Below are 21,664 nucleotides of genomic sequence, written 5' to 3'. Positions count from 1 at the left end.
GGTGGTCGTTTCCGACGGGGATGCCGCCGTCGCCTCACCCGAAGATGCCGGGGAAGAACCCTTTATGCTTGCGCGCCTGCTTCGAAAGGCCGTTGTCATCGTTGATAAGAGCCGATATCGTGCCGGCCGTTTTGCGGAAGAGGAGTTCGGGATCGATGTACATGTGCTGGATGACGGATTTCAGCATATTCAGCTATACAGGGATCTGGACATTGTGTGCCTCCCCGCGCGTTTCCCGACCTCTCACGGCAAGCTCCGTGAACCCCTGGCAGCATTGAGTTATGCCGATATCGCCGTTTTTACGGGCCGGTCGCGCGGCACCTCCGTTGATCAATGGCGCTCTTACCTGAATGCGGTGTATCCCAGTCTTGCCTCCGTTCATCTTCCCTCCATCGTCAAGGGATTCTATTCATCGGAGAATCGACCTCTTGACCCGGATTGGGTTCAGGAGCAGAAGTGGGTGGCCGTATCGGGAATCGCGCGCCCGCACCGCTTTCATCGCAGTTTGAGGGATCGCAGGGTTCAGATTGCAGGAGTCTTTACCTTTCCGGATCATCACTGGCCCAGCGAGGCGGATCGAGCGCGTGTCGATGCCTTTATTAAGGACAAGCATCTCAAAGGAATTGTCACCACGGACAAGGATCTTATTAAATGGATGGGCCTTTCCGGTGAAGCGATCTCCATGCGGACAGGATATCCTCCGCTGCCCAATCTGCTGCTGGGAAAGATCTATGGAGTTTTGCAGAGGTGAGTAAGTCTCAGAGCCGGGCAAAGCTGGAATATGCCCTGTATCGAGTGATTACAGGCCTGGTCTGCCTGGTTCCCCTGCGGATCCTGCAATGGGGCGGATCCATGGTGGGTGTCCTGTTTTTCCTGGTCCATAAGAGGCGTCGGATCGTTCTGGGAAATCTTTCCCTGATCTATCCCGATCAATCGCCCCGATGGAGATCCCGCCTGGGTATGCGATGCGCCCGCCATTTTGGGAGAATTCTCTTCGATCTTATCAAACTCTCCAGAATGTCGCGGGAACGTCTGATGACACTTCTTCCCATCGAAGGACTGGACCATCTGGAGGAATCTCTAAAAATGGGAAAGGGTGCCTTTGTCCTTTCCGGGCATCTGGGAAACTGGGAGATGGCGGCGCAGGCCATGGCTCTCCGGGGGGTGAATCAGGAAATGGTCTATCGTCCTCTGGATAACCCCTATCTGGATCGGGAACTGAGAGACATGCGCACCCGGTTCGGAAATCGTCTGATCCCCAAAAAGGGTGCCATCCGAGGAATGTTAACTGCCCTCGGTGAAAACCGCGTCATCGATATCCTCATCGACCAGTATGTTTCTCCGGAGCTGGGGGTGTCCGCTCCCTTTCTCGGACATCCGGCTCCAACGACCGCTTCTCTGGCCCAGATCGTATTAAAGACAGGAGCTCCCGTACTGCCCCTGATTTCCTACCCGGAGGGGAAGGGATACAAAACCGAGATTCATTCTCCTGTTCCCGTGGAAGAGGGAGATGACGCCGAATCTTTGACGGTTCGCTATAACGAAATTATCTCGGAAATGATCAAAAACAGGCCCCATACCTGGCTCTGGTTTCATGACCGGTGGGGGATTCGAAAATCCCCTCGAAACGCAGAGTCCGGGGAGGCGGAAGGGTGAGTCCCCGCTGTGGTCTTGTCGGTCTTCCCAATGCTGGAAAATCAACTCTTTTTAACGCCCTTGCTCATGCTAACGTTCCCGCGGAACCCTATCCGTTCTGCACGGTCGACCCCCATGAGGGATCGATTATCCTGGACGATCCTCGCCTCGAACCCCTTGCCGAACTTCTCCATCCTGAAAAAATCATCCGCCCCCACGTGGATGTTGTCGATATTGCAGGCCTGATCCAGGGCTCCCACCGGGGGGAAGGGCTGGGCAATCAGTTCCTGAACCATATCCGGGAAGTCGATCTCATTCTCCATGTTGTGAGGTGCTTTCATCGTCAGGATGTATCTCATCCCGAAGGGAGAATCGATCCAGCAGGAGATTATGAGATTATCCGGACGGAGCTGGCATTAAAGGATCTGGAAATTCTGCAGAGGCGAATCGAGAAAGAGGAGAGAATGCATAAGATCGGCCAGGTATCCGCAGGAATGGATATCGATCAGCTCCGGAGTCTGGCCGGTTTGCTGGAACGGGGTCCCCTGGATCCGGGATCATCTCCGGATATGAAGCTACCCCCGGATCTCATTCTGCTGACCGGGAAACCGGAAATCGTCGTCTTCAACCTTGGCGAAGAGGCGGTGCAAGATGCAGACCTGTCCGCGGCCGCCGATGGGCCAAAACTCCATGGGGTCTCGATAAGGATCTCCCTCGAGTCTGATCTGGCTGCGATGGACCCGGAAGAAGCTCGGGAAATCCGTGAAGGTCTCGGGTTCGGCCCCGGCAGAATTCCTGTACTTCTGGATCAGATCAAATCCGATCTTCGCCTGATTACCTATTTCACCAAAGCCCATGATGTCCTGCAGGCCTGGCTGATTCCTGAGGGGAGTACGATTTACGACGCTGCAGGCCGGATTCACGGTGACATCCAGCAGGGCCTCATTCGGGCCGAAGTCTTCCGCGCGGATGACTATCTCAGCCATGGGAACGAAGCCTCCCTCAGGGCGGAGGGTCTCATTCGAATCGAAGGAAGGGATGCCCCTGTCCGGGAAGGGGATGTGGTTCACTTTAAGTTCAGAGGATAATCACCTCTGTATCGTTTTTCCCACATAACCGGTGTCGATTTCGCCGCAGATGTTTTTGTGGATGATCCCCTTGATTTTATGGAAGGGATAGTGGTTCAGGGCCCACATGAGCTTCACGGCGAGGGCTTCCACACTCTGATCAAAACCTTCAATTACACCTCGATCCAGGGCCCGTCGACCCACTCCGTAATGGTTCATGAGCGTCCGTCCTTCGAGACACTGGGACGTGACAACTACGGGGACCTTTCTTTGATAGGCCTCCTGGAAAAACGGCTCAAGATCGGAGGGCACATTTCCTGAACCGTATCCAAGAAGAAGAATTCCGTGAACGCCTCCTTCCCGGAGTGATATTTGAAGAGTCTCGGGATGACAGCCGGGTGTCAGGAGATGGACCAGAATGTTGGGATCAAAGCCGGGGAGAATCTGAAACGCACCTCGAGATTGCTTCGTTCGAAAGGATGGATCCATGCGCAGGTCCAGACGGATTTCCCCTGCATCCTTTGTGTTCACGCTGACAAAGGCATCCATCTTCGATTCCGATGCCTTCGTGGCTCGGACCCCGGAAAGAACACGGGTGTCGAATACAATAAAGACACCGGGAATCCCTGAAACTGCCATTCGAAATGCATTGACCAGATTTCGTCGGGCATCGCTTTCGACTTTTCTTCCGGGAATCTGACTTCCTGTGAGAACGACCGGTTTGGCAAGGCCGCGTGTGGCGATGGCCAGGGCCGTGGATGTATAGGCCATGGTATCGGTACCGTGCGTGATGACAAAGCCGTCATACCGTTCATACTGGGCCTTCAAAACGAAGAGAAGACGATTCCAGGTTTCCGGGTTTATATTGGTTGAATCGACATTGGCCACGTGGTGAAGATCATATTCAGCAAGCTGGGTGAGTCTCGGTTCAATGGATTGAAGGATCTCAACGGCCTCCCGGTCCTCGGGAGCCTGGAGAACACCTTGCTCATCCTCCTTCATTACGATCGTTCCGCCGCAGAAGAGTACGAGAATTTTCTTGCGCATGAATCCCTCCAGAGCCATTGTGAAGAAGAACGATGACCCTGTCAACGGGTGATAGAACACCGGAACTGGAATGGGGAAGAGACAACCGTGATATACTGTGCGCCGTGAAAACCTTCACAATCCATGACCCATCCTTCTACCATCGGCTCGGCTTCAAATGCGGACTGGAAGTCCACTACCAGCTTGCAACGGAGAAAAAGCTCTTCTGCAACTGTCCGGCCGTGATTCGCAACGACAAACCCGATGCAACCATTCTGCGCCACATGAGACCCACGCTTTCGGAACTGGGTGAATATGACGGCACGGCTCTGATGGAGTTCAAGACTAAGAAAAACGTCACTTACCAGCTGTACAGGGACACAGTCTGCACCTACGAAATGGATGACACACCTCCATTCCCCATTAATACGCAGGCCCTCGAGTACGCGCTTACCGTTGCGACGATGCTGGGAATGAATGTGGTTGATGAATTTCATATTTCCCGAAAACAGTACCTGGACGGCTCGATTCCGACCGGGTTTCAACGGACAGGCATTATTGCCCTGGGGGGGGCTCTCTCCCTTCGTTCGGGAAAGAAGATCCGGCTTTCCCACCTGTGCCTCGAAGAGGATGCATGCAGAGAAATTTCCGATCGGGGTCACGAGGTCATATTCAGAACCGACAGGCTGTCTTTTCCCCTGGTAGAAGTGATCACGGAACCCGATATCTCCGATCCTTATGAACTGGTGGAAACATCCTGGAGGATTTCGGAACTTCTCCGGGCGACCGGCAAAGTCCGCAGGGGCATTGGAACGGTTCGGCAGGATGTGAATGTGAGCATTAAGGGGGGCAGACGGATCGAGATCAAGGGTGTTCCACGGATTCCTCTCTTTCCCCGCCTCGTTCACTCGGAAGCCATTCGTCAGTTCAATCTGCTGGATATCAAAAAAGAGCTTCGTGCACGTGGCATCACGGCGGACAACCTTAAAACGATCAGTAAATCCCTGACCCGCACTTTGAAACATACCCGGATTCCTGTTCTGCGGGCGGCGCTGGACAGGGGAGATGATGTGCGGGGAATCTGCCTGTGCGGCTTTGCAGGCTTATTGAATCACGAGTTACAGCCCGGAGTGCCCTTCAGCCGGGATTTTTCGGGACGGGTCCGTGTCATAGCCTGCCTGGATGAACCTCCGATCCTTTTCCATACAGATGACCGGGATCACCTTCCCCTGAGCGAGGAAGAATGGAAGGGGCTCCGGGAAACCTTTGAGATGAAATCGACGGATGTGGTGGTCATTGTCTGGGGGCCGGAGATTGACACGAAAACTGCCGTTGAAGAAATTCGCATTCGGGCCTGTGAAGCCTGCGATGAAATTCCTCCGGAAACACGGCAGGCGCTAAGGGATGGGACAACGGATTTTGAGCGTATCCTGCCGGGACCGGACAGAATGTATCCTGACACGGACAGTGCGCCTGTTGCGATTCCCCGTGGGAAGGTGGAAGCCGTTCGCAGTGCGCTTCCTCCGGATCCTGCACGACAGGAAGAATCTTTGATTAAAGCCGGTTTGAGTGAAGAATTCGCAGGTCGATTTGTGAGAATGGCAGAACCGGAGTATGTCGAGGCTGCCCTTTCTGACCCCGGAGTCGCCCGATTTCTGGCAGCCATGTGCGTGAATCACTTTCCCTCCCTGCGAAGGGAAGGACTCGACCCTTCCCGGATTCCTTTGCAGACTCTCATCGATCTGGCGTCTCTCTGCACCGACGAACTCTTTCCTCCCTCCCGGATTCGGTTTGCACTGCAGCAGATCTGCCTGAATCCAGCGATGGGCCCACAGGATTTTCTTGTGACTCTGCCCGACCCGGAAGAGATCCGGAATAAACTTCGTGAATCGGGGAACTCCCGCCGCTCCCTCGATCCGGAACCAAGGAAGCGGGCGATCATGGGAGAGGTGATGAGAGCCTACGGCTGCAGGGTACCGGGAACGATTTTGTCCCGCCTCTATGAGGAGATAAACCACCATGAACGATGAACAGTACAAAGGATATCGAGGGCGAACGCGTGAGGTCCTGGAGCGCTTTGGCGCCCGCGTCTGGGGAGATGTGGAACTGGAATCCGACGGGTGCACGTTTCATGGGATTATTCTTCCTCGAAGTGAGACGGCTGATGCGGATCACGTTGTCCTGAAACTCCACAGCGGGTATAACGTGGGCGTTCATGCGGACCGGATCAGGGATATCCGAGAGGTTGGATACAAAAAGGCCCATTATCAGATCCCGGAATCGGAATTCCCCAGGGATGACTCCAAACCGGATGTCACACTCCTCGGGACGGGGGGCACGATCGCATCACGGCTGGATTACACGACCGGGGCGGTCATACCGGCCTTCTCTCCGGGTGAGCTTTACGGCGCCGTGCCGGAGCTTGCGGATATTGCCAATCTGACCACACGGAAACTCTTCGGTATCTTTTCCGAAGATATGGGTCCTCACCAGTGGAAAACACTGGCCGCGGAGATTGGCGTTGAATTTGAAAAAGGGGCATCGGGGATCGTGATCGGACACGGAACCGATACGATGCACTATACCGCGGCCATCCTTTCCTTTATGGTTCAGGATCCTCCGGGGCCCATTGTTCTGGTCGGTTCTCAACGTTCATCGGATCGACCTTCTTCGGATGCAGCACGGAATTTGATTAACGCGGTCCATACCGCGGCCTATAGCGATATCGCTGAAGTCATGGTCTGTATGTTCGGCCCGACATCGGATGAGTTCGACCTCCTGCATCGGGGAACAAGGGTCAGAAAGATGCACTCTTCCACGCGCTCTACCTTTCGAACCCTCTCCGCACGCCCTCTTGCCACGGTTTCTCCAGGAAAGATCCGCACAATTGAAGAGAATTACCGGACCCGGGACATGGCCCGGAAGCCCAGAATTAACCCGGCCTTTGAAGAAAAGGTATCGCTGGTAACCTACTACCCCAATATGAAGGGCGACATCATTGATGCACTGGTCGATAACGGTTATAAGGGGATTATCATCGGGGGCACGGGCCTGGGACACGTGAATCGCCTCCTCTTTCCCTCCATCCGCAATGCCGTACAGCGCGGGGTTCATGTATACATGACCGTGCAGACGCTTTGGGGATATGTCCACATGAATGTGTATGATACGGGGCGCTACCTCCTCGACCTTGGCGTGATTCCTGCAGGAAACATGCTCCCTGAAGTTGCTTATGTGAAGCTGGGATGGGCGCTGGGTCAATCCAGTGATCCGGAAGAAGTACGCAAAATCATGTTGACGTCCATTTCCCATGAAATCACGGAAAGGGAACCCTATGACGGGTACATTGTTCTCCAGGGCGGTTTGCCGGAGGTCGATGAATTTCTCAAGGGACACCTTCTCTAGCCTTTGATCCCCGGCCTGAATTCATCTGTTTCATTCGCGCGGCCTCGCAGGGAGGGATTGAAATCGGTTTTCATGCGGAAGATGCGCTCCGGATGGCGGCTCAGACAGCGCGGGGTGCGGCTTCGATGATCCTGGACCTCCAGGATCACCCTGAGCATGTGATTGACCGGGTCACTACCCCCCGCGGCTGTCCGATTTCAGGTCTGAACCACATGGAACATACGGGTTTCAGTTCGGCTCTGATTCAGGGAATTGTCGTTTCTGCTGAGAAAGCTGCAAGGTTGTATCCGGAAAAAGACGAAGAATAAACAGCTTACCTTCTCTTAATTCCAATCAGGTTCGGGACCGGCCATGCCTTCATGTTGGGTTTTGATTCCTGGCTGGAGCCGAAAGCTCCCACCTTTTCGATGACGAGATCTTTCGCCCTTACATACAGGGTCGCTTCCTTCCCGCCTTCCAGGTACATGCCGCGATTCAGCTGGAGGGGTAATCGACGAAGTACCTGAATAAAGTTATGGGTGGAAAAGGGTGTGCGCGTAAAGATAAAGAGTATGTTCCCCTCTGTATCCTGAGCGAGCAGTGCCATGCTCCATTGTTTTTCTGACGGGCTCCAGGTGTTCTGACCCCTGCAGTCGATCAAGCGGTAGTTTTGCACCAGGACATCGTATGTCTGCTCAATATCTGTCAGATCGCTGCAGGTTCGATCCAGAATCTTAACCGACTTTCCGTCGATGGCCCGGGTGGGGGAAAACACAAGAACCGCATTGTAGGTGCTGGCCCAGTGAGCGTTAACCCTGTGCTGCCCCTGCTTTAAAAATCCGACACTTGTATGTCCGTCTTCCTGGTACATTCCCGCATTGGTGACAACGGAAAGGCCTTCGTCCTCTGCCCAGTTTCGAGCAGTCCTGCAGCCTCCCTGGATCGAAGCCGAATAGAGTTTGAACTCGAATAAATCGGGATTGACTCGAACGAAGACAACCTCTGGACTCATGTACTGAGCAATTTCCATCCCCGCTTCGATCGGCTTCCATTCCGGAGGATCCAATGCGAGAAGGAATAGAGTCTGAAAAATCAGAAGAGAGAAAATGGTTCGGGTCATAGGGAGGAGGAATGTCCGGTTCTGGAAGACAGGCAAAGAATCGCAGAGCCTGCAAAAAGAAAGATAATAAAGGTCCCCAGGGAGACCAGAACCATCCACCGAGGATGCAGACCCTGTGTGATGGTGAGTTCATGGGTTCCCCTGGGAATCAGGTAACCCTGCGTGATACCGTGGACGGAATAGGATTTTACGCTTTGATGGTCAAGCCGCGCCTGTGTCCATTTGGGATTCCACTTGAGCGGGGTCACAAGAAAGGTGTTGGAGTCTGCGCGTATGGTCAGGGTCGTTTCATCCGATGTGTGAGTCAGGATTTCGACAGATCCTGATTTTTTGGCGCCCGGTTTGTCCAGAAATGATGAGATGTCAGCCAGGGCTGAAGGATGGACGGGCACTTCTCCCCATGGAAATTCTCGATGCTCCGTCGTTTGCGAAGTAACTCTCCAGGTCAGGCGGTATGGATTATCTGCGAGGCGGTTTTCGAAAATGCGGATATCCCGTCCCTCATACACACGGACAAGAGGACTGGAATCGAAGACGATGGCCGGAGGCCTGCAGGGGTACATTCCTCGACGGGCCGTTGTCCAGTTTTCCGAGGCCTGCCAGAGAGATACAGGGGGCTGAACCGTGGAGGTGATGGTCAGGAGAATCCGGGAAGATTGCGAAAGAGGAGGGGAAAAGGTCAGTGTCAAAGGCACGTTATCCGAAATTTCCGAAGCAGGAATGGTGTGGGTGCAAATGGGGAGGTCGGTGTTCGACTCAGCGAAGGAGAATATCATCTCTCCAGTCAGAGGGAGACGCAGGAAAGTACAGGGAGTTACGGTCATGCTGTATACCGTATCGGTGGGCATGATTTCGATCTGCAGGGGAGTGAGATCCAGAGGTGGAAAGGGTTCAGAGGAAGATCGAAACGATGTCTGATAGGGGTCGATGAACCGTCGGGTTGTATGAATTCCGGGAGGCTCCAGGATATACCGCACCCCCAGATAGTTCAGAAGCGGATGGGTGAGGTCCGCCCGGTCCCAGAAGAGGATGAAAGTGCCCATCCGGCCGTCGCATTCGGGGTCGATGCCTTTCAGTGCTTCCCGGTAATAACTTTCGGAGGAAAAATGACTTCGGATGTCATTCAGACCGAGATATTCGGCGCTGTTGGGCCACACACTGTCATACAGCGGTAAGACTCTCTCTCCCGGTTTCAGGTGTGCGGTAAGCCAGGCCAGTCCGGGTGTGATCGAAGGCTTCACGGCGGAAGGAGCCTGATAGGGGAGAAGGTGAAAGGCAAAGAGCGCCAGATCCAGTGTGAGAACTGAGAGAAGGATGCTGGCCATCCATCTCCGATTCCCGAGCCGTTCAAAGCCTTCTGCGATCAGAATGGAGATCAGAAATGCGAGCAGAATGGTAAGGCGATGAAACGGTGTGAACTTGATTCCGGGAAGGTGAGCCAGCAGGCTTCGAAGGGGGATGGGTGTATACAAAACGATACCCAGGAGAATGACGGTGAAAAGCAGGGTTCGATGGCCTCGACGGGAGCGGGGGATGCACCCGAGAAGGAATAACCCGAAGGCGAGAGCCCCGATGTAGATGCAGGAAGCGTGAAAGTTATTGGGCCTGGGAAATCCTGCCAGTCCCTGGAAAGTTCCCGTCGTCGGATCTCCGTTCCGATAAGGGAGAAGGAAGTTCAGGATATGTGCCGCGGGGAGTGGCTCCTCCTGCATCGCCACCGCTTCCCTGCGGTCGAGATATCCTGAATCCCTCAAATCCTGGTAAGCCACGTAGAGGGAAGGTCCCAGAATGACCAGGGTCAGAAGAGCTGGAAGGATGGAGCGCCGGATTAACAGAAAAGCTGCGCGGATGCCATGGACAGAAAGCGCGTAAAGAAGTGCGAAATAGACGATATAGAAGGACCAGGAGGGAAATCCTCCACCTGCCAGCCCCAGGCCCAGAAGGGTCCCGCCCAGGAAGATTTTCCGTCGTGAAGAAGAGGGCGACGTGGCACGCTCGACGTAATAAAGTGTCCACGGAAAGAGTACCCCGACATTGGTATGGGGCCAGAAAATCCAGACGAAGAAGGTACCGCACCCGGCCCAGAGCATCCCGGAAGCCGTTGAGGCTTCTGGAGTATGTCCTCTGCTTCGCTGGAAGAGAACCATTCCCCAGAATGCCATCCACAGTTTCAGTACCAGCATTAATGACCAGAATGCCCAGGCGGGAAAGAGGATCGGGATCAGAACGAACGGTGTCCAGAGGCCGGAGAGAAGATCGAGATGCCCAACAACTCCCGAGGCAATGGAGGGATTCCACCAAAACGTATCGGGGTCACGAGTGAACTGAGCCGCCTTGGTCCAGTAACTGGTGGGTGGATCGTTGAAAGATGGATTTTGCGCTGTGGCAGGACCTTCCGCCCTCCATGGATCGTACAGGGAGAAGATGTCATTGGGTGAGGGAAGGAGTCCGTGAATAACGGGTGAGAAGAGAATCCCCAGGTAGAGAAAAAACCAGAGATGGGGGCCTGGACGTCTGCGGAGCATGGTACTATGGTACGTGAAGATGCCTCAAAAGGAAATGGTATTTGTGGCCCCCTTTCCTCCCCATGGCGGGGGGATCTCCTATTACAGCGCCACCGCTCTCCAACACCTCCAGGACCATCTTTCCATCTATCCGCTGGGATTTTCATCTGTCTTTCCGGGCAGGAAATTCAAGAGTCGGAACGAGGCTCCACCCTTTGAGATTCCCAGACCTCTGACCGGATATTTTCCATGGACATGGAGTCTTTCCTCCCTGCCGGATTCAATTCACCCCGGCGTGCTTCTCCTTCCTTCCTGGACAGTGTGGCTGGTTCCCTGTTTCCGGGCTGTGATGGCTTCCTTTTCCTACCGATGGCCCTCGGCCAGGAAGCTGATCTGGTGCCATAACGTTGTCGGGCATAAAGAGCGCTGGACATCCGGAGTCCATCGATATCTCTATCGGGAGGGTGATCTCTTTATCACGCATTCTTCGGAAGAGACACGAAAGCTGGAAGATCTGGATATTCCCCGGGATGCGATTCTCTCCTCCTTTCTTCCCATTCATCCCGTTCCAGAACTGAGGTCCCGTGAGGATGCCAGAAAAGAACTTTCTTTGAATCAGGATCGCCACCTGCTCTTCTATGGAACGCTGAGGCCCTACAAGGGCCTGGATTGTCTTTCGAGAGCCTGGGCTCTCCTGCCAGCCGAAGTGAGGGAGCGCACGCGATTGACCATTGCAGGGGAACGATGGTCCGGAGTGGAAAACTCCCTTGAATCCCTCGAAAAGCTGGGTGCGGTCATCCTGGATCATTATCAGTCAGCCTCCTCGACGGGGGTTCTTTTCAGTTCCGCCGATGCCATCGTTTTGCCTTATGAAGAGGCAACGGGAAGCGGAATTCTCATGATGGCCTATTATGCCGGGATCCCTGCCATCGTAAGCCGTCTACCCTCCCTGATGGATTATGTCGAGGATGGAATTTCGGCCTACACCTTTCATCCGGGAGATCCCGAAGATCTGGCCCGTGTCCTTATGGCCGTTCTGGATAAGCCCAGGACATCCATTCTGGATGCGGGTATGGTGCGGATGAGGGAGAAGTTTTCCTGGACCACGTGGACGCAATTGTTATTGAATTTTCTCGAGTCCAAGGGTATGATCTGATCCATGAAGAGATCAATTTTATTGCTGACCGTGCTATTCACCTGTATGTCGGTGTTCGGGCTGGACCTGTGGGTTCCGGCCTCGGCCCATGCACCCGGATCGAAACAGACACTATGGAAGAGCGATTTCTATATTCTGAACCTCTCTGCCCAGCACTGTTCTCTATCCATGCGCTACATTGCCTCAGGGCTGGATCAATCTGATGCAAATCTAGCCAGACCGGCCGTACCCGTCATACTTCCACCCGAAGGGCAGGTTCATCTCCTGGATGTCCTTGCGACGTACTTCAGCGTCTCATCCGGGTCCGGGGGAATCCTTCTGTCGGGTGATTGTGATTTCCGGTTTTCTTCCAGAACGTTTACACCTGCCCCCGAGGGAGCGCCGGGTACATACGGTCAATATATTCCGGCCTATATGACCGGGGACATTGTATCTCCCACCTACCTGATCGGGGCCGTTTCATCTGGAGAGTTCAGGACGAATCTGGGGCTTATGAATACGAGTCAATCGGAATCATCGACCTGTGTCCTGACCTTCCGCGATAAATCAGGGCTTTCCCTGGCCTCAGTTCCTGTCGAGCTCGGCCCATTTGTTCACGTTCAGTACAATGATCTCTTCACCCAGTTCAACCTGTCACCCCAGGATAATATGACGATTGACATGGCCTGCTCTCCCGTCAGTGTCCTGGGATATTTGTCCACCGTGGATAACTCAACCGGAGATCCGGTATTCCTCGGGGGGGTGCGATAATGAAAACGCGTTTACTCTTTGCTCTATGGATCGTTTGTGCTCTTACAGCGCATGGCCAGGTTCTCGCTCCCGCCTCCGACGGTCACATCCTTCGTAACGAAACCTACCAATTCACGCTGGGTACGGGTGATCCGACCGGAGTTACGGGATTGACCTATTTTGCTTATTTTCGAGACCTCTATGTGGGAGGAGAAAATTCCTTCACCTATGATTTTGATCCCAATGACGGGATTTCCACCCATTACAACCGCGAGCTTCGATCGATTCTCGAGTTCAACATTTCCAGCCTGAATCTTACTCCGGGATCCTTTACCGCCTATCTCGATCTTGCCACAGATGATAACTTTTACCCTGTCGCGCCCTATACCCTTCAGGTCAAAGCCGCCAATCTGGCTCACGGCCAGGAAGACGGATCGCTGACGCAATCCGACTATAGCGCCCTGGACGGGGATCTGGATACTCAGACCGTAGATGGTCAGAACTTTCCTCAGAATTACTCCTTCAATATTACGGCAGGGCTGAATGATGATCTCACGGGAGGGGGAACCTATTCCGGTTTTATCCTCTATTCCGATGCGCTCAACGGCAACGAAATCAGCTTTGTCTCCTCCTACGAACAATCTCAGGGAGGCGGAAGCGGTCCGCAGCTGCGCATCGTTGGAGTCCAACCCGACATCTCGGTTAATGTAGGTCCCTGTCAGGCCACGCTCATCGGCTCCACCTATGCAGTCCCCGTAGAGGTTACCAATGCGGGGTCGGCCGATCTCGTTGTCGATGAAGTCTTTGAGTTACAGGATTCGGGAAATGTTTACGCCCTCGATCTTTCCGGATTTCTCACAACTCTGCCCTCCGGTGAATCATCGAGCTTTGCCATCCTCTTTTCGCCGGTTTCCGAGGGATCCTTCTCCGGATCTTTCCGGATCACTTCCAATGATCCCGATGAATCCACCTACACCTTTGCCCTGAATTGCCTCGGAATTTCGACACCGCAGCCCGATATTGACGTGTCGTCCGATCCCTGTACCGATACACCGGTCGGGGGATCCTCAGCCATTGATGTGCTCGTTGAGAATTCAGGAACCGCAGATCTGATTATTTCAGGTGTTACCGAGTCAGAGGATTCTTTTTCCGCTTTCACTCTGGATCTCGATGGTTTCCAGAACACGATTTCCTCAGGAACATCTTCTACTTTCAAGGTCCGTTTCAACCCCATCACCACAGGGGAACAATCCGCGGCCTATCAAATAAGCTCAAACGATCCCGATCAACCGGTTGTCACCATTACGGTTTCCTGTAAGGCTTATGCCTCCGGACAGAATCCGGGTATCGAGGTCAACCCGGTTCCCGTGGTCATCAGCGGTGTAAAGGCGGGGACTTCAGGAAATAAGATTGTAACCCTGAAGAATACCGGCGAAGGGACATTGACGATTTCCTCGATCGATCTTTCGGGATCATCCTCTCTCACCCTGGATGCATCGGCAACCAAGATGGAGCTCTTAAACGGCGAGCAGACTACGTTGATGATCCAGTATAGCCCGACGCTTCCTGGATACGATGAATCGGTCCTCTCGATTGCAAGCAATGATCCTGAGAACTCGAATCTGGATGTGCTGGTCTATGGCACAGCAACGCTAAATGGCGTTTCAGCGGGAGAGGTGACAACGGGAGAGGCGGCCCGGGATATCATGGTGCCCGCCTGCGCATTGCTGCCCGGCGCCTTTGGCTCATTTTTCGTCACCGATGTGAAGCTCCACAATACCGGAAACAGCGCGGTTCAGGTTGCGGTCTATTTTCTGGCCTCCGCTCAGGATAACCGTCAGGCCCTCCGGGGCGATCTGAGCCTGAATCAGCGACAGACGATGGGGATACGAAATATCCTCGGTTCTCTTTTCGGACTGGAAGACAACAGTTTCGGAGCTCTTCTCTTCATTCCCTCCGGGCCGGGACTCCGTGTCACTTCGAGAACCTATAACCTGGCGGAAAAGGGTACCTACGGCCAGAATATTCCAGGAGAGTACCGTTCAGACGCTCTCGTTCCGGGGAAGGAAACCTACTTTCCAGGCTTGACAAAGTCTTCCACAACGAGAAGCAATGTTGGATTTGCCAACGTCGGAAGTGAATCTGCCGCGATTGTAATCAACCTTTATAATGCCAGCGGTGATCCTCTGGTTGAGAATTTCCCGGTAGAGCTTCTTCCCTATTCACACAAACAGTTCGATGTGTTTTCCAGCACCGGTGCCTCGTCTACGGATAACGCATTTGCGGTGATCACGGTTTCTTCAGGAAGCGTTTTCGGATATGCGTCGATTCTGGATAATGACACTTCGGATCCCATTTACGTGCCGTTAAAGTAGATCTGATTGGGAGGGGAACATTCGATCATGGACCCGGTCCCGAATCCGGACAACCTGCAAATTCGAGAGTCCAATCCATCGGATATCCCTTCCCTGGTAAGTCTTTTTAAAGATATTTTCGGTGTTGAGACCAGTGTGGAACACTGGATGTGGAAGTATGGAAGTTCAGAGATGACATCCATTTCTCTGATCGCCGAATGGGATGGAGCCCCCGTTGCCCATTTCGGAGGCCAGATATTCAAGGGTTACTATAAACGTCAACCTGTTTCACTTTCTGCCGTTACCGATATCATGACGCATCCCCGGGTCCGGCATTTTACTCGTCAGCGAGCGCCTCTGACACAACTGGGAAAGCTTTACATCCATATGGCCCGGGAAAGAAATGTCGCATTTCTCTATGGATTTCCAGGGTTGTCAAGTCGAAGATTCGGAGAAAGGTTTCTCGGTTATCGGCCAGCTTGCAGGGTCCCGGTCTATCAATGGAATCTTCAACCATCTTCCGAGTCTCTTTCTGTCGTAAATGACATTGCCTCTCTTTCCTCAGGAATGGGACCCGCGATAACGTGTGGTGTTGTGCGATCCAGAGCCTATCTTCAATGGAGGTACTCCGATCGGCCCGGGCATGATTACCGCAGTGTCCGGGGTTTCAATAGTGAATGCATCGTGAAATATCTTCCAGGTAAAATTCTTGTAATGGACTGTAACTACTCTTCCTGTTCGGAACTTGCGTCCCTTTTAAGATCGATACCTTTTTCCAGTTCGGAATCCTCCTTCCCGCGAGCCGAAGCATGGTTCCCGCAAACCCTGAAAAATGAATTGAAAAAATGGATGGATCTCGATGAGATTGCATCACCCTATGTGTTGGAATATCGTCCCATATCTCTGAATCCCGATGCACGCTGGCTTGCCGGGAATTTTTTCTTCTCCATGGGTGATTATGATGTGGAGTAAAGGGCAAAGGAGACATTTCAAGGAAAGACGAAATATGGTAATCTTATCTGGACTTGCAAAGCGGGACTGCCGGGTATTACAATTGCCCTATGGAGAGAGGAGTGTTTGGTGAAAGTTGTCGATAAGCGAGTTTTTACGCAGGATGGAGAGTTACGTGCTGAGGAACATCCTGAGGAGAATGAGAATCAAACAGCCCCGTCAGAAGAAGCCATTGCGCAGGAGCAGAAGGATTCTTCTGAGGAAAAGCCTTCGGCATCTTTCCCACCCAAACCCGATTTTTCCTCTTTTGTTATGGGACTTTACACTTCTGCTGCCATTCAGATGGGACTGATGACCCTTCCGAATGAAACCATAGAACCCGATCTCACCATGGCAAAACAGACAATCGACCTTCTGGAGCTGATTCGGGATAAGACCCATGGAAATCTAACGGACACCGAGCAGAAGCTCATCGATGATCTGCTGGCTGAATTGCAGATTGCATTCGTGCACAAATGGCAAAAACAATAATTATTTCAGGATTAATACTTTTGATGAGCCTGTGCTCTCTGGCACAGGAGGAGGCGGGCGACTTACTCGTGATCCCGGGTGAGACCAATGTGATGACCCTCGGGAAAACACGATTCGAGGATCGACTGAATGAACTCTGGCAGCAGGCTCTCTCCAGTGTGAATACGGGGAATCTTCCCGATGCCGAACTGGATATCAAACAGATGCTGCTTGAGGCACGCCATTATGACATTGATACTCTGGGTGATTTTTCCTGGGCAGCCATTATTCGCTACCTGGAGGAAATGCAGGAAGGTAATCGCCTTGAAGCCCAATTTTTTCATAAGGCTGCGATTGATCTGGGACAGGGACTTCCTGAACCCGCTATGCTGTCCTGTGCCGAAAGTGCACGGGAGCACAGCTGGGGGCCAATGATAAAAGAATTTTTTGACGGGTTCGCCATCATCATGACCCGGGATATGTTCTTCTTGCCTGTTCTTGGAAATTTTCTCTACTTTGCGTTGACCTCACTCTATATCCTCGCTTTTTTCTTAGCCATTCTTCTCTTCTTTAAATACATCGCCAGAGTCATGCATGATGTCCAGGAATTCTTTCAAATGAGAGTCCAGGCATTTTTAAAAACAATCCTTGCCATGGCTTTCTTTGTCCTGCCGCTGATCCTCGGATTTGACCTGCGATGGCAGGTGGTTTTCCTGTTTGTGATTCTATTCGGTTACGCGGCTGCGAAGGAAAGAATTATTATCATCGCCTTTCTTGTCATTGGAATCCTCACTCCTCCTGCTCTTTACCTCCTGCGCCAGGAGTACAGGCTAAGGACTTCCGCCATTTATGAAGCCGCATCTGCCATTAAGCATGGAGAGCTGGTCTATAACTATATCGGGAACATCGAAACCATCAATAATATCCTCGGTGAGGATACCGATCTCATGTATATGATCGCCAATCTCTATCAGAAATCAGGCGATACGGCCAATGCAATTGCCTACTACCAGAAGACGGTTGATGCCGATCCGCGAAACAAGGAAGCCTATCTGAACCTCGGCAATCTCTACTTCTGGGAAAACCAGTTTGAATCTTCCATCGACAAGTATAAGAAAGCCATTCAGGCTGACAGTGCGTATATCCCGGCATACTTCAACCTCTATTCTGCACTGAATAACAATTATCAGTACGATGAAGCTCAACAGATTATGGCAGAAGGACAGGCCATTAATGCCCGCGCATTTAACCGTATTTTTAATCATCCCCCACAGAATGATGTTGTCGGAGCGTTCTTTACAACGGGAGATGCAAGAAAGAAATACCATAAGATAAATCGAGAAGGAAAACTCCGGGGAAAGGAAATACGGGGACATGCGCTTAGGGATTCCCTGCTTTCCAACCTGGTCCATCCTCTTGTGATTATGTGTGTGCTCGGACTGATCGGTGCCGTAATGTTGGATCGCTTCCGTGTGAAGAAAGGCGGATATGCGGGAGTCTGCACGAAATGTGGAAGGACGTTCTGCCATCTGTGCAAGCGGTCCAGCGAAAGCCAGACATATTGCTCTCAATGTATTCATATCTACATAAAAAAGGACGGAGTTCCTCTTGAAGTAAAGGTAAAGAAGATCAATGAAGTCAAACGATACCTTCGATTCAATTTCTATATACAGAAGCTTTTGAATATCATCTTCCCCGGATCCGTTTCGATTCTGAAGGAATCCCCCGTCAAGGGAATCCTCCTTCTCTTTACTATCTTTTTGCTTCTGGCGTTTATCTTCCTTCGTCCCCTGTTCCCGATTCTGCATATCCAGGTTCTTACGGCTGAATTTCTTCGAAAAGGAGCGATGGGAATCATCGCAATTTTGTGGCTGGCAAGCAATGTCCGGAATCTTCTGGAGAAGGGAGGAGTCTGATGGCACTTGAAGGTACCCTTCGAGATTTCAGCCTGTCCGATATCTTCCAATTGATCAGTCTCCAGAGAAAGACAGGAATTCTTACCCTTTCCAGCAAAGAAGACACCGTCACTGTCAGTTTCCTCGATGGGAAGGTTGTTAATGCTGACAGTAAAAAACGGGGACTGGAAAACCGTCTGGGCAAGGTGCTGATCAAGCGTGGAAATGTTTCTGAGGAGAGGCTGCAGGAGGCACTGAAGTTACAGCAGGAAACCCTTCAGAGACTGGGTTATCTGCTCATTAAGGAAGGCATCATTACCAAGGATGAGCTTCGAGAAGCCCTCACGCAGCAGATTCTTGAAATCATCTACAAGGTTTTTCGATGGCGTGACGGGGAATACCATTTTTCACAGGAAACCACAATCGAATTTGACAGGGACGCCATTATTCCCCTGACGGCTGAAAATATCCTCATGGAAGGCGCCCAGATGATGGACGAGTGGCCCATCGTCGAGCGTAAGATCACCTCTCCAAGAATTATTTTCCAAAAAGTAGAGATGTCTCAGCCAGTTGAAGAAGCAAGCGCCGAGGAAGAAGGAAACTTTGATTTTGATTTTTCCGATGAGCCGGAAGAGGAAAAGGTTGTGGAGAGTGATGTAATCCAGCTTCCACCACAGGTTTATTCCGTGTACAGCCTTGTCGATGGTCGAATGACAGTCGCTGATATTGTGGAAAGAAGCCGCCTGAACGAATTTGAAACCTACAAGGCTCTCTTCGAACTTGTAACGCGAAACATTATCCAGGAAATGGAAACAACGGAAGAGGTCGAGGAGGAGGTAGAGGAAGAAGTACCCGAAGAAGAAGTAATTGAGGAAAAGAGAGCCTTTTTCCTTCCCCTTGTTCTTGCCGTCTTTCTGGTTGTCGTCGGAATTTTTTTCCGGCCGTTCAATCCCATGAATAGCTGGAAATCTTTGATCAGCTCCGCTGACATGTTGGATGAATGCCTCTATTCGGCTTCCCTGAGCCGAATTATTCATCTGGAAAGGGCCATGAGCATCTACGCTGTGGCCTATATGAAATATCCCAAGAACCTTGACAATTTCATACAGAGCAAACTTATCGATCCAAATATGCTGATTGATCCTTGGGGAAATGCCTATACGTATCTCCATGAGGCCAATAACTATTATCTATATGGTTACCAGCCAGACGGTACCAAGAGTCTGGAGCTCATGACCTCTCACCCGGAAATCGGTGGAGAGGCCACAGATGAAGATGTGATCGAGGAACAGCCCAAAGTCGTCATCCTCGAATAGATCTTACAAGAAGCATGTAAGATATCTGAACAACATCCATTGACAACATCTTATAATTGGTTTATTAATGATGGGAAGATCATCGTTTGAAGGAGTCTTATATGACACAGAAAATTATCGGAATCGATCTGGGTACGACCAACTCTGTCGTTGCTGTGATGGAGGGCGGTGAACCCAAAGTTATCCTTAATGAGGAGGGGGGAAGAACGACTCCATCCGTCGTTGGTTTTGCAAAATCAGGAGACCGAATGGTCGGAGCTCCCGCCAAACGACAGGCTGTTACAAACCCTGAAAATACGGTCTTTTCGATCAAGCGCTTTATGGGGCGTCGATTTGATGAAGTTTCAGAGGAGCGGAGAATGGTGCCGTACTCCGTAGAATCCGGCCCCAACGGCGATGCCAGGGTGCAGGTTGGAGACAAGCAGTTTTCACCCCCTGAAATCTCCGCAATGATCCTGCAGAAATTAAAAAGAGCAGCAGAAGATTACCTGGGGGAAAAGGTGGAAAGAGCTGTCATTACGGTCCCTGCCTATTTCGGAGACGCACAGCGTCAGGCGACCAAAGATGCCGGCCAGATCGCCGGACTCAAGGTGGAACGTCTGGTTAATGAACCTACGGCTGCCGCCCTGGCCTACGGAATGGATAAGAAGAAGGATCAGACCATTGCCGTTTTTGATTTCGGGGGAGGAACATTTGATATCTCTGTTCTCGAAGTGGGAGAGGGGGTTGTGGAAGTAAAATCCACGAATGGAGACACCCATCTTGGTGGGGACAATATCGATCAGATCTTGATTGACTGGATTGTCGCTGAGTTCAAGAAAGATCAGGGTATTGACCTTTCCCAGGATCGCATGGCCGTACAGCGCCTGAAGGAGGCCGCGGAAAAGGCGAAGATCGAGCTGTCTTCCACCATGGAAACAGAGATCAGTCTTCCTTTTATCACCGCCGATGCTTCAGGGCCAAAACATCTTACTCTGAAACTCACACGCGCAAAGTTTGAACAGATGATAGAACCTCTGGTCCAGCGCACGATTCCTCCCTGCAGGCAGGCTCTCGATGACGCTGGATTGAGTGCGGATAAGATTGATGAAGTGCTTCTTGTGGGAGGATCTACAAGGATTCCGCTGGTTCAAAAGCTCGTGAAAGATTTCTTCGGTAAGGACCCGAACCGAACCGTGAATCCAGATGAAGTCGTCGCTGTCGGAGCCGCAATCCAGGCTGGCATCATCGGTGGAGAAGTTACCGATGTTCTTCTCCTCGATGTTACTCCTCTCTCTCTGGGGGTGGAAACACAGGGATCGGTCATGACCGTTCTTATTCCGAGAAATACGACGATTCCCACGAAGAAGAGCGAAATATTCACAACTGCCGCGGACAGTCAGACCAGTGTCGAAATCCATGTTCTTCAGGGGGAGCGTCCCATGGCCGGGGATAACCGGACTCTGGGCCGTTTTCACCTGGTAGGTATTCCTCCGGCACCGCGCGGAATTCCTCAGGTTGAGGTTACCTTTGATATCGACGCCAACGGGATTATGAATGTATCTGCCAAAGATCTGGGAACCGGAAAAGAGCAGAAGATCACCATTACCAGTTCCTCGGGCCTTCAGCAGGAAGAGATTGACAAAATGATCAATGCAGCGGAGTCTCATGCCGAAGAAGATCGTCGGTATCGTGAAGCCGCGGAAGCACGGAACAAGCTGGATACCCTGGTGTACTCCTCGGAAAAGACTCTGAATGAAAATCGTGAAAAGGTGTCGGCAGGAGTTGCGTCTGCACTGGAAAAATCCCTGGAAGATGCAAGGCAGGCCCTGAAGGATGGCGGCCTGGATCGTCTGAATCGAGCCTTTGATGATTTAACCCGGGCAAACCATAGTCTTGCCCAGGAAATTTATCAGAAGGCTACCTCTCAATCGGGCGGTCCGACCGGAGGGGGGCAGAGTTCCGAGACGACATCCACGCCACCTCAGGGTGATGTGATTGACGCCGAATATGAAGATATGAGTGGTGACAATTAGTC

Annotated in this window: 16 protein-coding genes and 1 pseudogene; 14 read left to right on the top strand and 3 right to left on the bottom strand. The window is 52.1% G+C overall.

The window, feature by feature from the left end:
* From lpxK to ychF, 3 genes are all read left to right on the top strand, one after another.
* Positions 1 to 751 (top strand): tetraacyldisaccharide 4'-kinase (gene lpxK, locus PLD04_13785; GenBank protein HXK69397.1); only part of this gene is annotated, 751 nt, incomplete at its 5' end.
* Positions 748 to 1,656 (top strand): lysophospholipid acyltransferase family protein, encoded by a 909-nt coding sequence (locus PLD04_13780; protein ID HXK69396.1) that lies wholly within the window; start codon positions 748 to 750, stop codon positions 1,654 to 1,656. The genes lpxK and PLD04_13780, both read left to right, overlap by 4 nt.
* On the top strand, positions 1,653 to 2,723 hold the full coding sequence (gene ychF, locus PLD04_13775; protein HXK69395.1) for a redox-regulated ATPase YchF: 1,071 nt from the start codon (positions 1,653 to 1,655) through the stop codon (positions 2,721 to 2,723). The genes PLD04_13780 and ychF overlap by 4 nt, the downstream gene beginning before the upstream one ends.
* Here the strand turns inward: ychF and PLD04_13770 are convergent, their stop codons facing one another.
* On the bottom strand, positions 2,724 to 3,749 hold the full coding sequence (locus PLD04_13770; protein ID HXK69394.1) for an asparaginase: 1,026 nt from the start codon (positions 3,747 to 3,749) through the stop codon (positions 2,724 to 2,726).
* Positions 3,750 to 3,853: 104 nt separating this feature from the next.
* Between PLD04_13770 and gatE the strand changes: the two genes are divergently transcribed.
* The 3 genes and pseudogenes from gatE to PLD04_13755 all read left to right on the top strand — a co-directional run bounded on the left by gatE (position 3,854) and on the right by PLD04_13755 (position 7,441).
* Positions 3,854 to 5,758 (top strand): Glu-tRNA(Gln) amidotransferase subunit GatE, encoded by a 1,905-nt coding sequence (gene gatE / locus PLD04_13765; GenBank protein ID HXK69393.1) that lies wholly within the window; start codon positions 3,854 to 3,856, stop codon positions 5,756 to 5,758.
* On the top strand, positions 5,748 to 7,133 hold the full coding sequence (gene gatD, locus PLD04_13760; GenBank protein HXK69392.1) for a Glu-tRNA(Gln) amidotransferase subunit GatD: 1,386 nt from the start codon (positions 5,748 to 5,750) through the stop codon (positions 7,131 to 7,133). The genes gatE and gatD overlap by 11 nt, the downstream gene beginning before the upstream one ends.
* A gap of 20 nt (positions 7,134 to 7,153) precedes the next feature.
* Positions 7,154 to 7,441: pseudogene (locus PLD04_13755) on the top strand (pyrroline-5-carboxylate reductase dimerization domain-containing protein).
* Between the two features lie 5 nt (positions 7,442 to 7,446).
* On the opposite strand, the gene PLD04_13750 reads toward PLD04_13755, so the two are convergent.
* Positions 7,447 to 8,232 (bottom strand): phosphodiester glycosidase family protein, encoded by a 786-nt coding sequence (locus PLD04_13750; GenBank protein HXK69391.1) that lies wholly within the window; start codon positions 8,230 to 8,232, stop codon positions 7,447 to 7,449.
* Positions 8,229 to 10,757, bottom strand: coding sequence for a hypothetical protein (locus PLD04_13745; protein ID HXK69390.1), 2,529 nt, complete (start codon positions 10,755 to 10,757; stop codon positions 8,229 to 8,231). Before PLD04_13745 ends, PLD04_13750 begins: the two co-directional genes overlap by 4 nt.
* Before the next feature lie 19 nt (positions 10,758 to 10,776).
* On the opposite strand from PLD04_13745, the gene PLD04_13740 reads away from it, so the two are divergent.
* The 8 genes from PLD04_13740 to dnaK all read left to right on the top strand — a co-directional run bounded on the left by PLD04_13740 (position 10,777) and on the right by dnaK (position 21,662).
* Positions 10,777 to 11,892 (top strand): glycosyltransferase, encoded by a 1,116-nt coding sequence (locus tag PLD04_13740; protein ID HXK69389.1) that lies wholly within the window; start codon positions 10,777 to 10,779, stop codon positions 11,890 to 11,892.
* Positions 11,893 to 11,895: 3 nt separating this feature from the next.
* Positions 11,896 to 12,642 (top strand): hypothetical protein, encoded by a 747-nt coding sequence (locus tag PLD04_13735; GenBank protein ID HXK69388.1) that lies wholly within the window; start codon positions 11,896 to 11,898, stop codon positions 12,640 to 12,642.
* Positions 12,642 to 14,996, top strand: a complete 2,355-nt coding sequence (locus PLD04_13730; GenBank protein ID HXK69387.1) for a choice-of-anchor D domain-containing protein — start codon at positions 12,642 to 12,644, stop codon at positions 14,994 to 14,996. Before PLD04_13735 ends, PLD04_13730 begins: the two co-directional genes overlap by 1 nt.
* Positions 14,997 to 15,023: 27 nt before the next feature.
* Positions 15,024 to 15,947, top strand: a complete 924-nt coding sequence (locus tag PLD04_13725; GenBank protein ID HXK69386.1) for a GNAT family N-acetyltransferase — start codon at positions 15,024 to 15,026, stop codon at positions 15,945 to 15,947.
* A gap of 108 nt (positions 15,948 to 16,055) precedes the next feature.
* A complete protein-coding gene (locus PLD04_13720) occupies positions 16,056 to 16,457 on the top strand; it encodes a DUF1844 domain-containing protein (protein HXK69385.1) in 402 nt (133 codons plus the stop codon).
* 23 nt (positions 16,458 to 16,480) lie between these two features.
* Positions 16,481 to 18,352: a tetratricopeptide repeat protein gene (locus PLD04_13715; GenBank protein HXK69384.1), complete on the top strand. Its 1,872-nt coding sequence runs from the start codon at positions 16,481 to 16,483 to the stop codon at positions 18,350 to 18,352.
* On the top strand, positions 18,352 to 19,647 hold the full coding sequence (locus PLD04_13710; GenBank protein HXK69383.1) for a DUF4388 domain-containing protein: 1,296 nt from the start codon (positions 18,352 to 18,354) through the stop codon (positions 19,645 to 19,647). Before PLD04_13715 ends, PLD04_13710 begins: the two co-directional genes overlap by 1 nt.
* Positions 19,648 to 19,748: 101 nt before the next feature.
* The gene (gene dnaK / locus PLD04_13705; GenBank protein ID HXK69382.1) at positions 19,749 to 21,662 is read left to right on the top strand and encodes a molecular chaperone DnaK; all 1,914 of its coding nucleotides are present in this window, start codon (positions 19,749 to 19,751) and stop codon (positions 21,660 to 21,662) included.
* Positions 21,663 to 21,664 lie beyond the last annotated feature (2 nt).

It is taken from the genome of Thermoanaerobaculia bacterium (genome assembly GCA_035593605.1).
Lineage (GTDB): Bacteria > Acidobacteriota > Thermoanaerobaculia > UBA2201 > DAOSWS01 > DAOSWS01.
The sequence above is the reverse complement of the archived record's forward strand: the minus strand, read 5'-3'. Positions and strand labels throughout refer to the sequence as shown.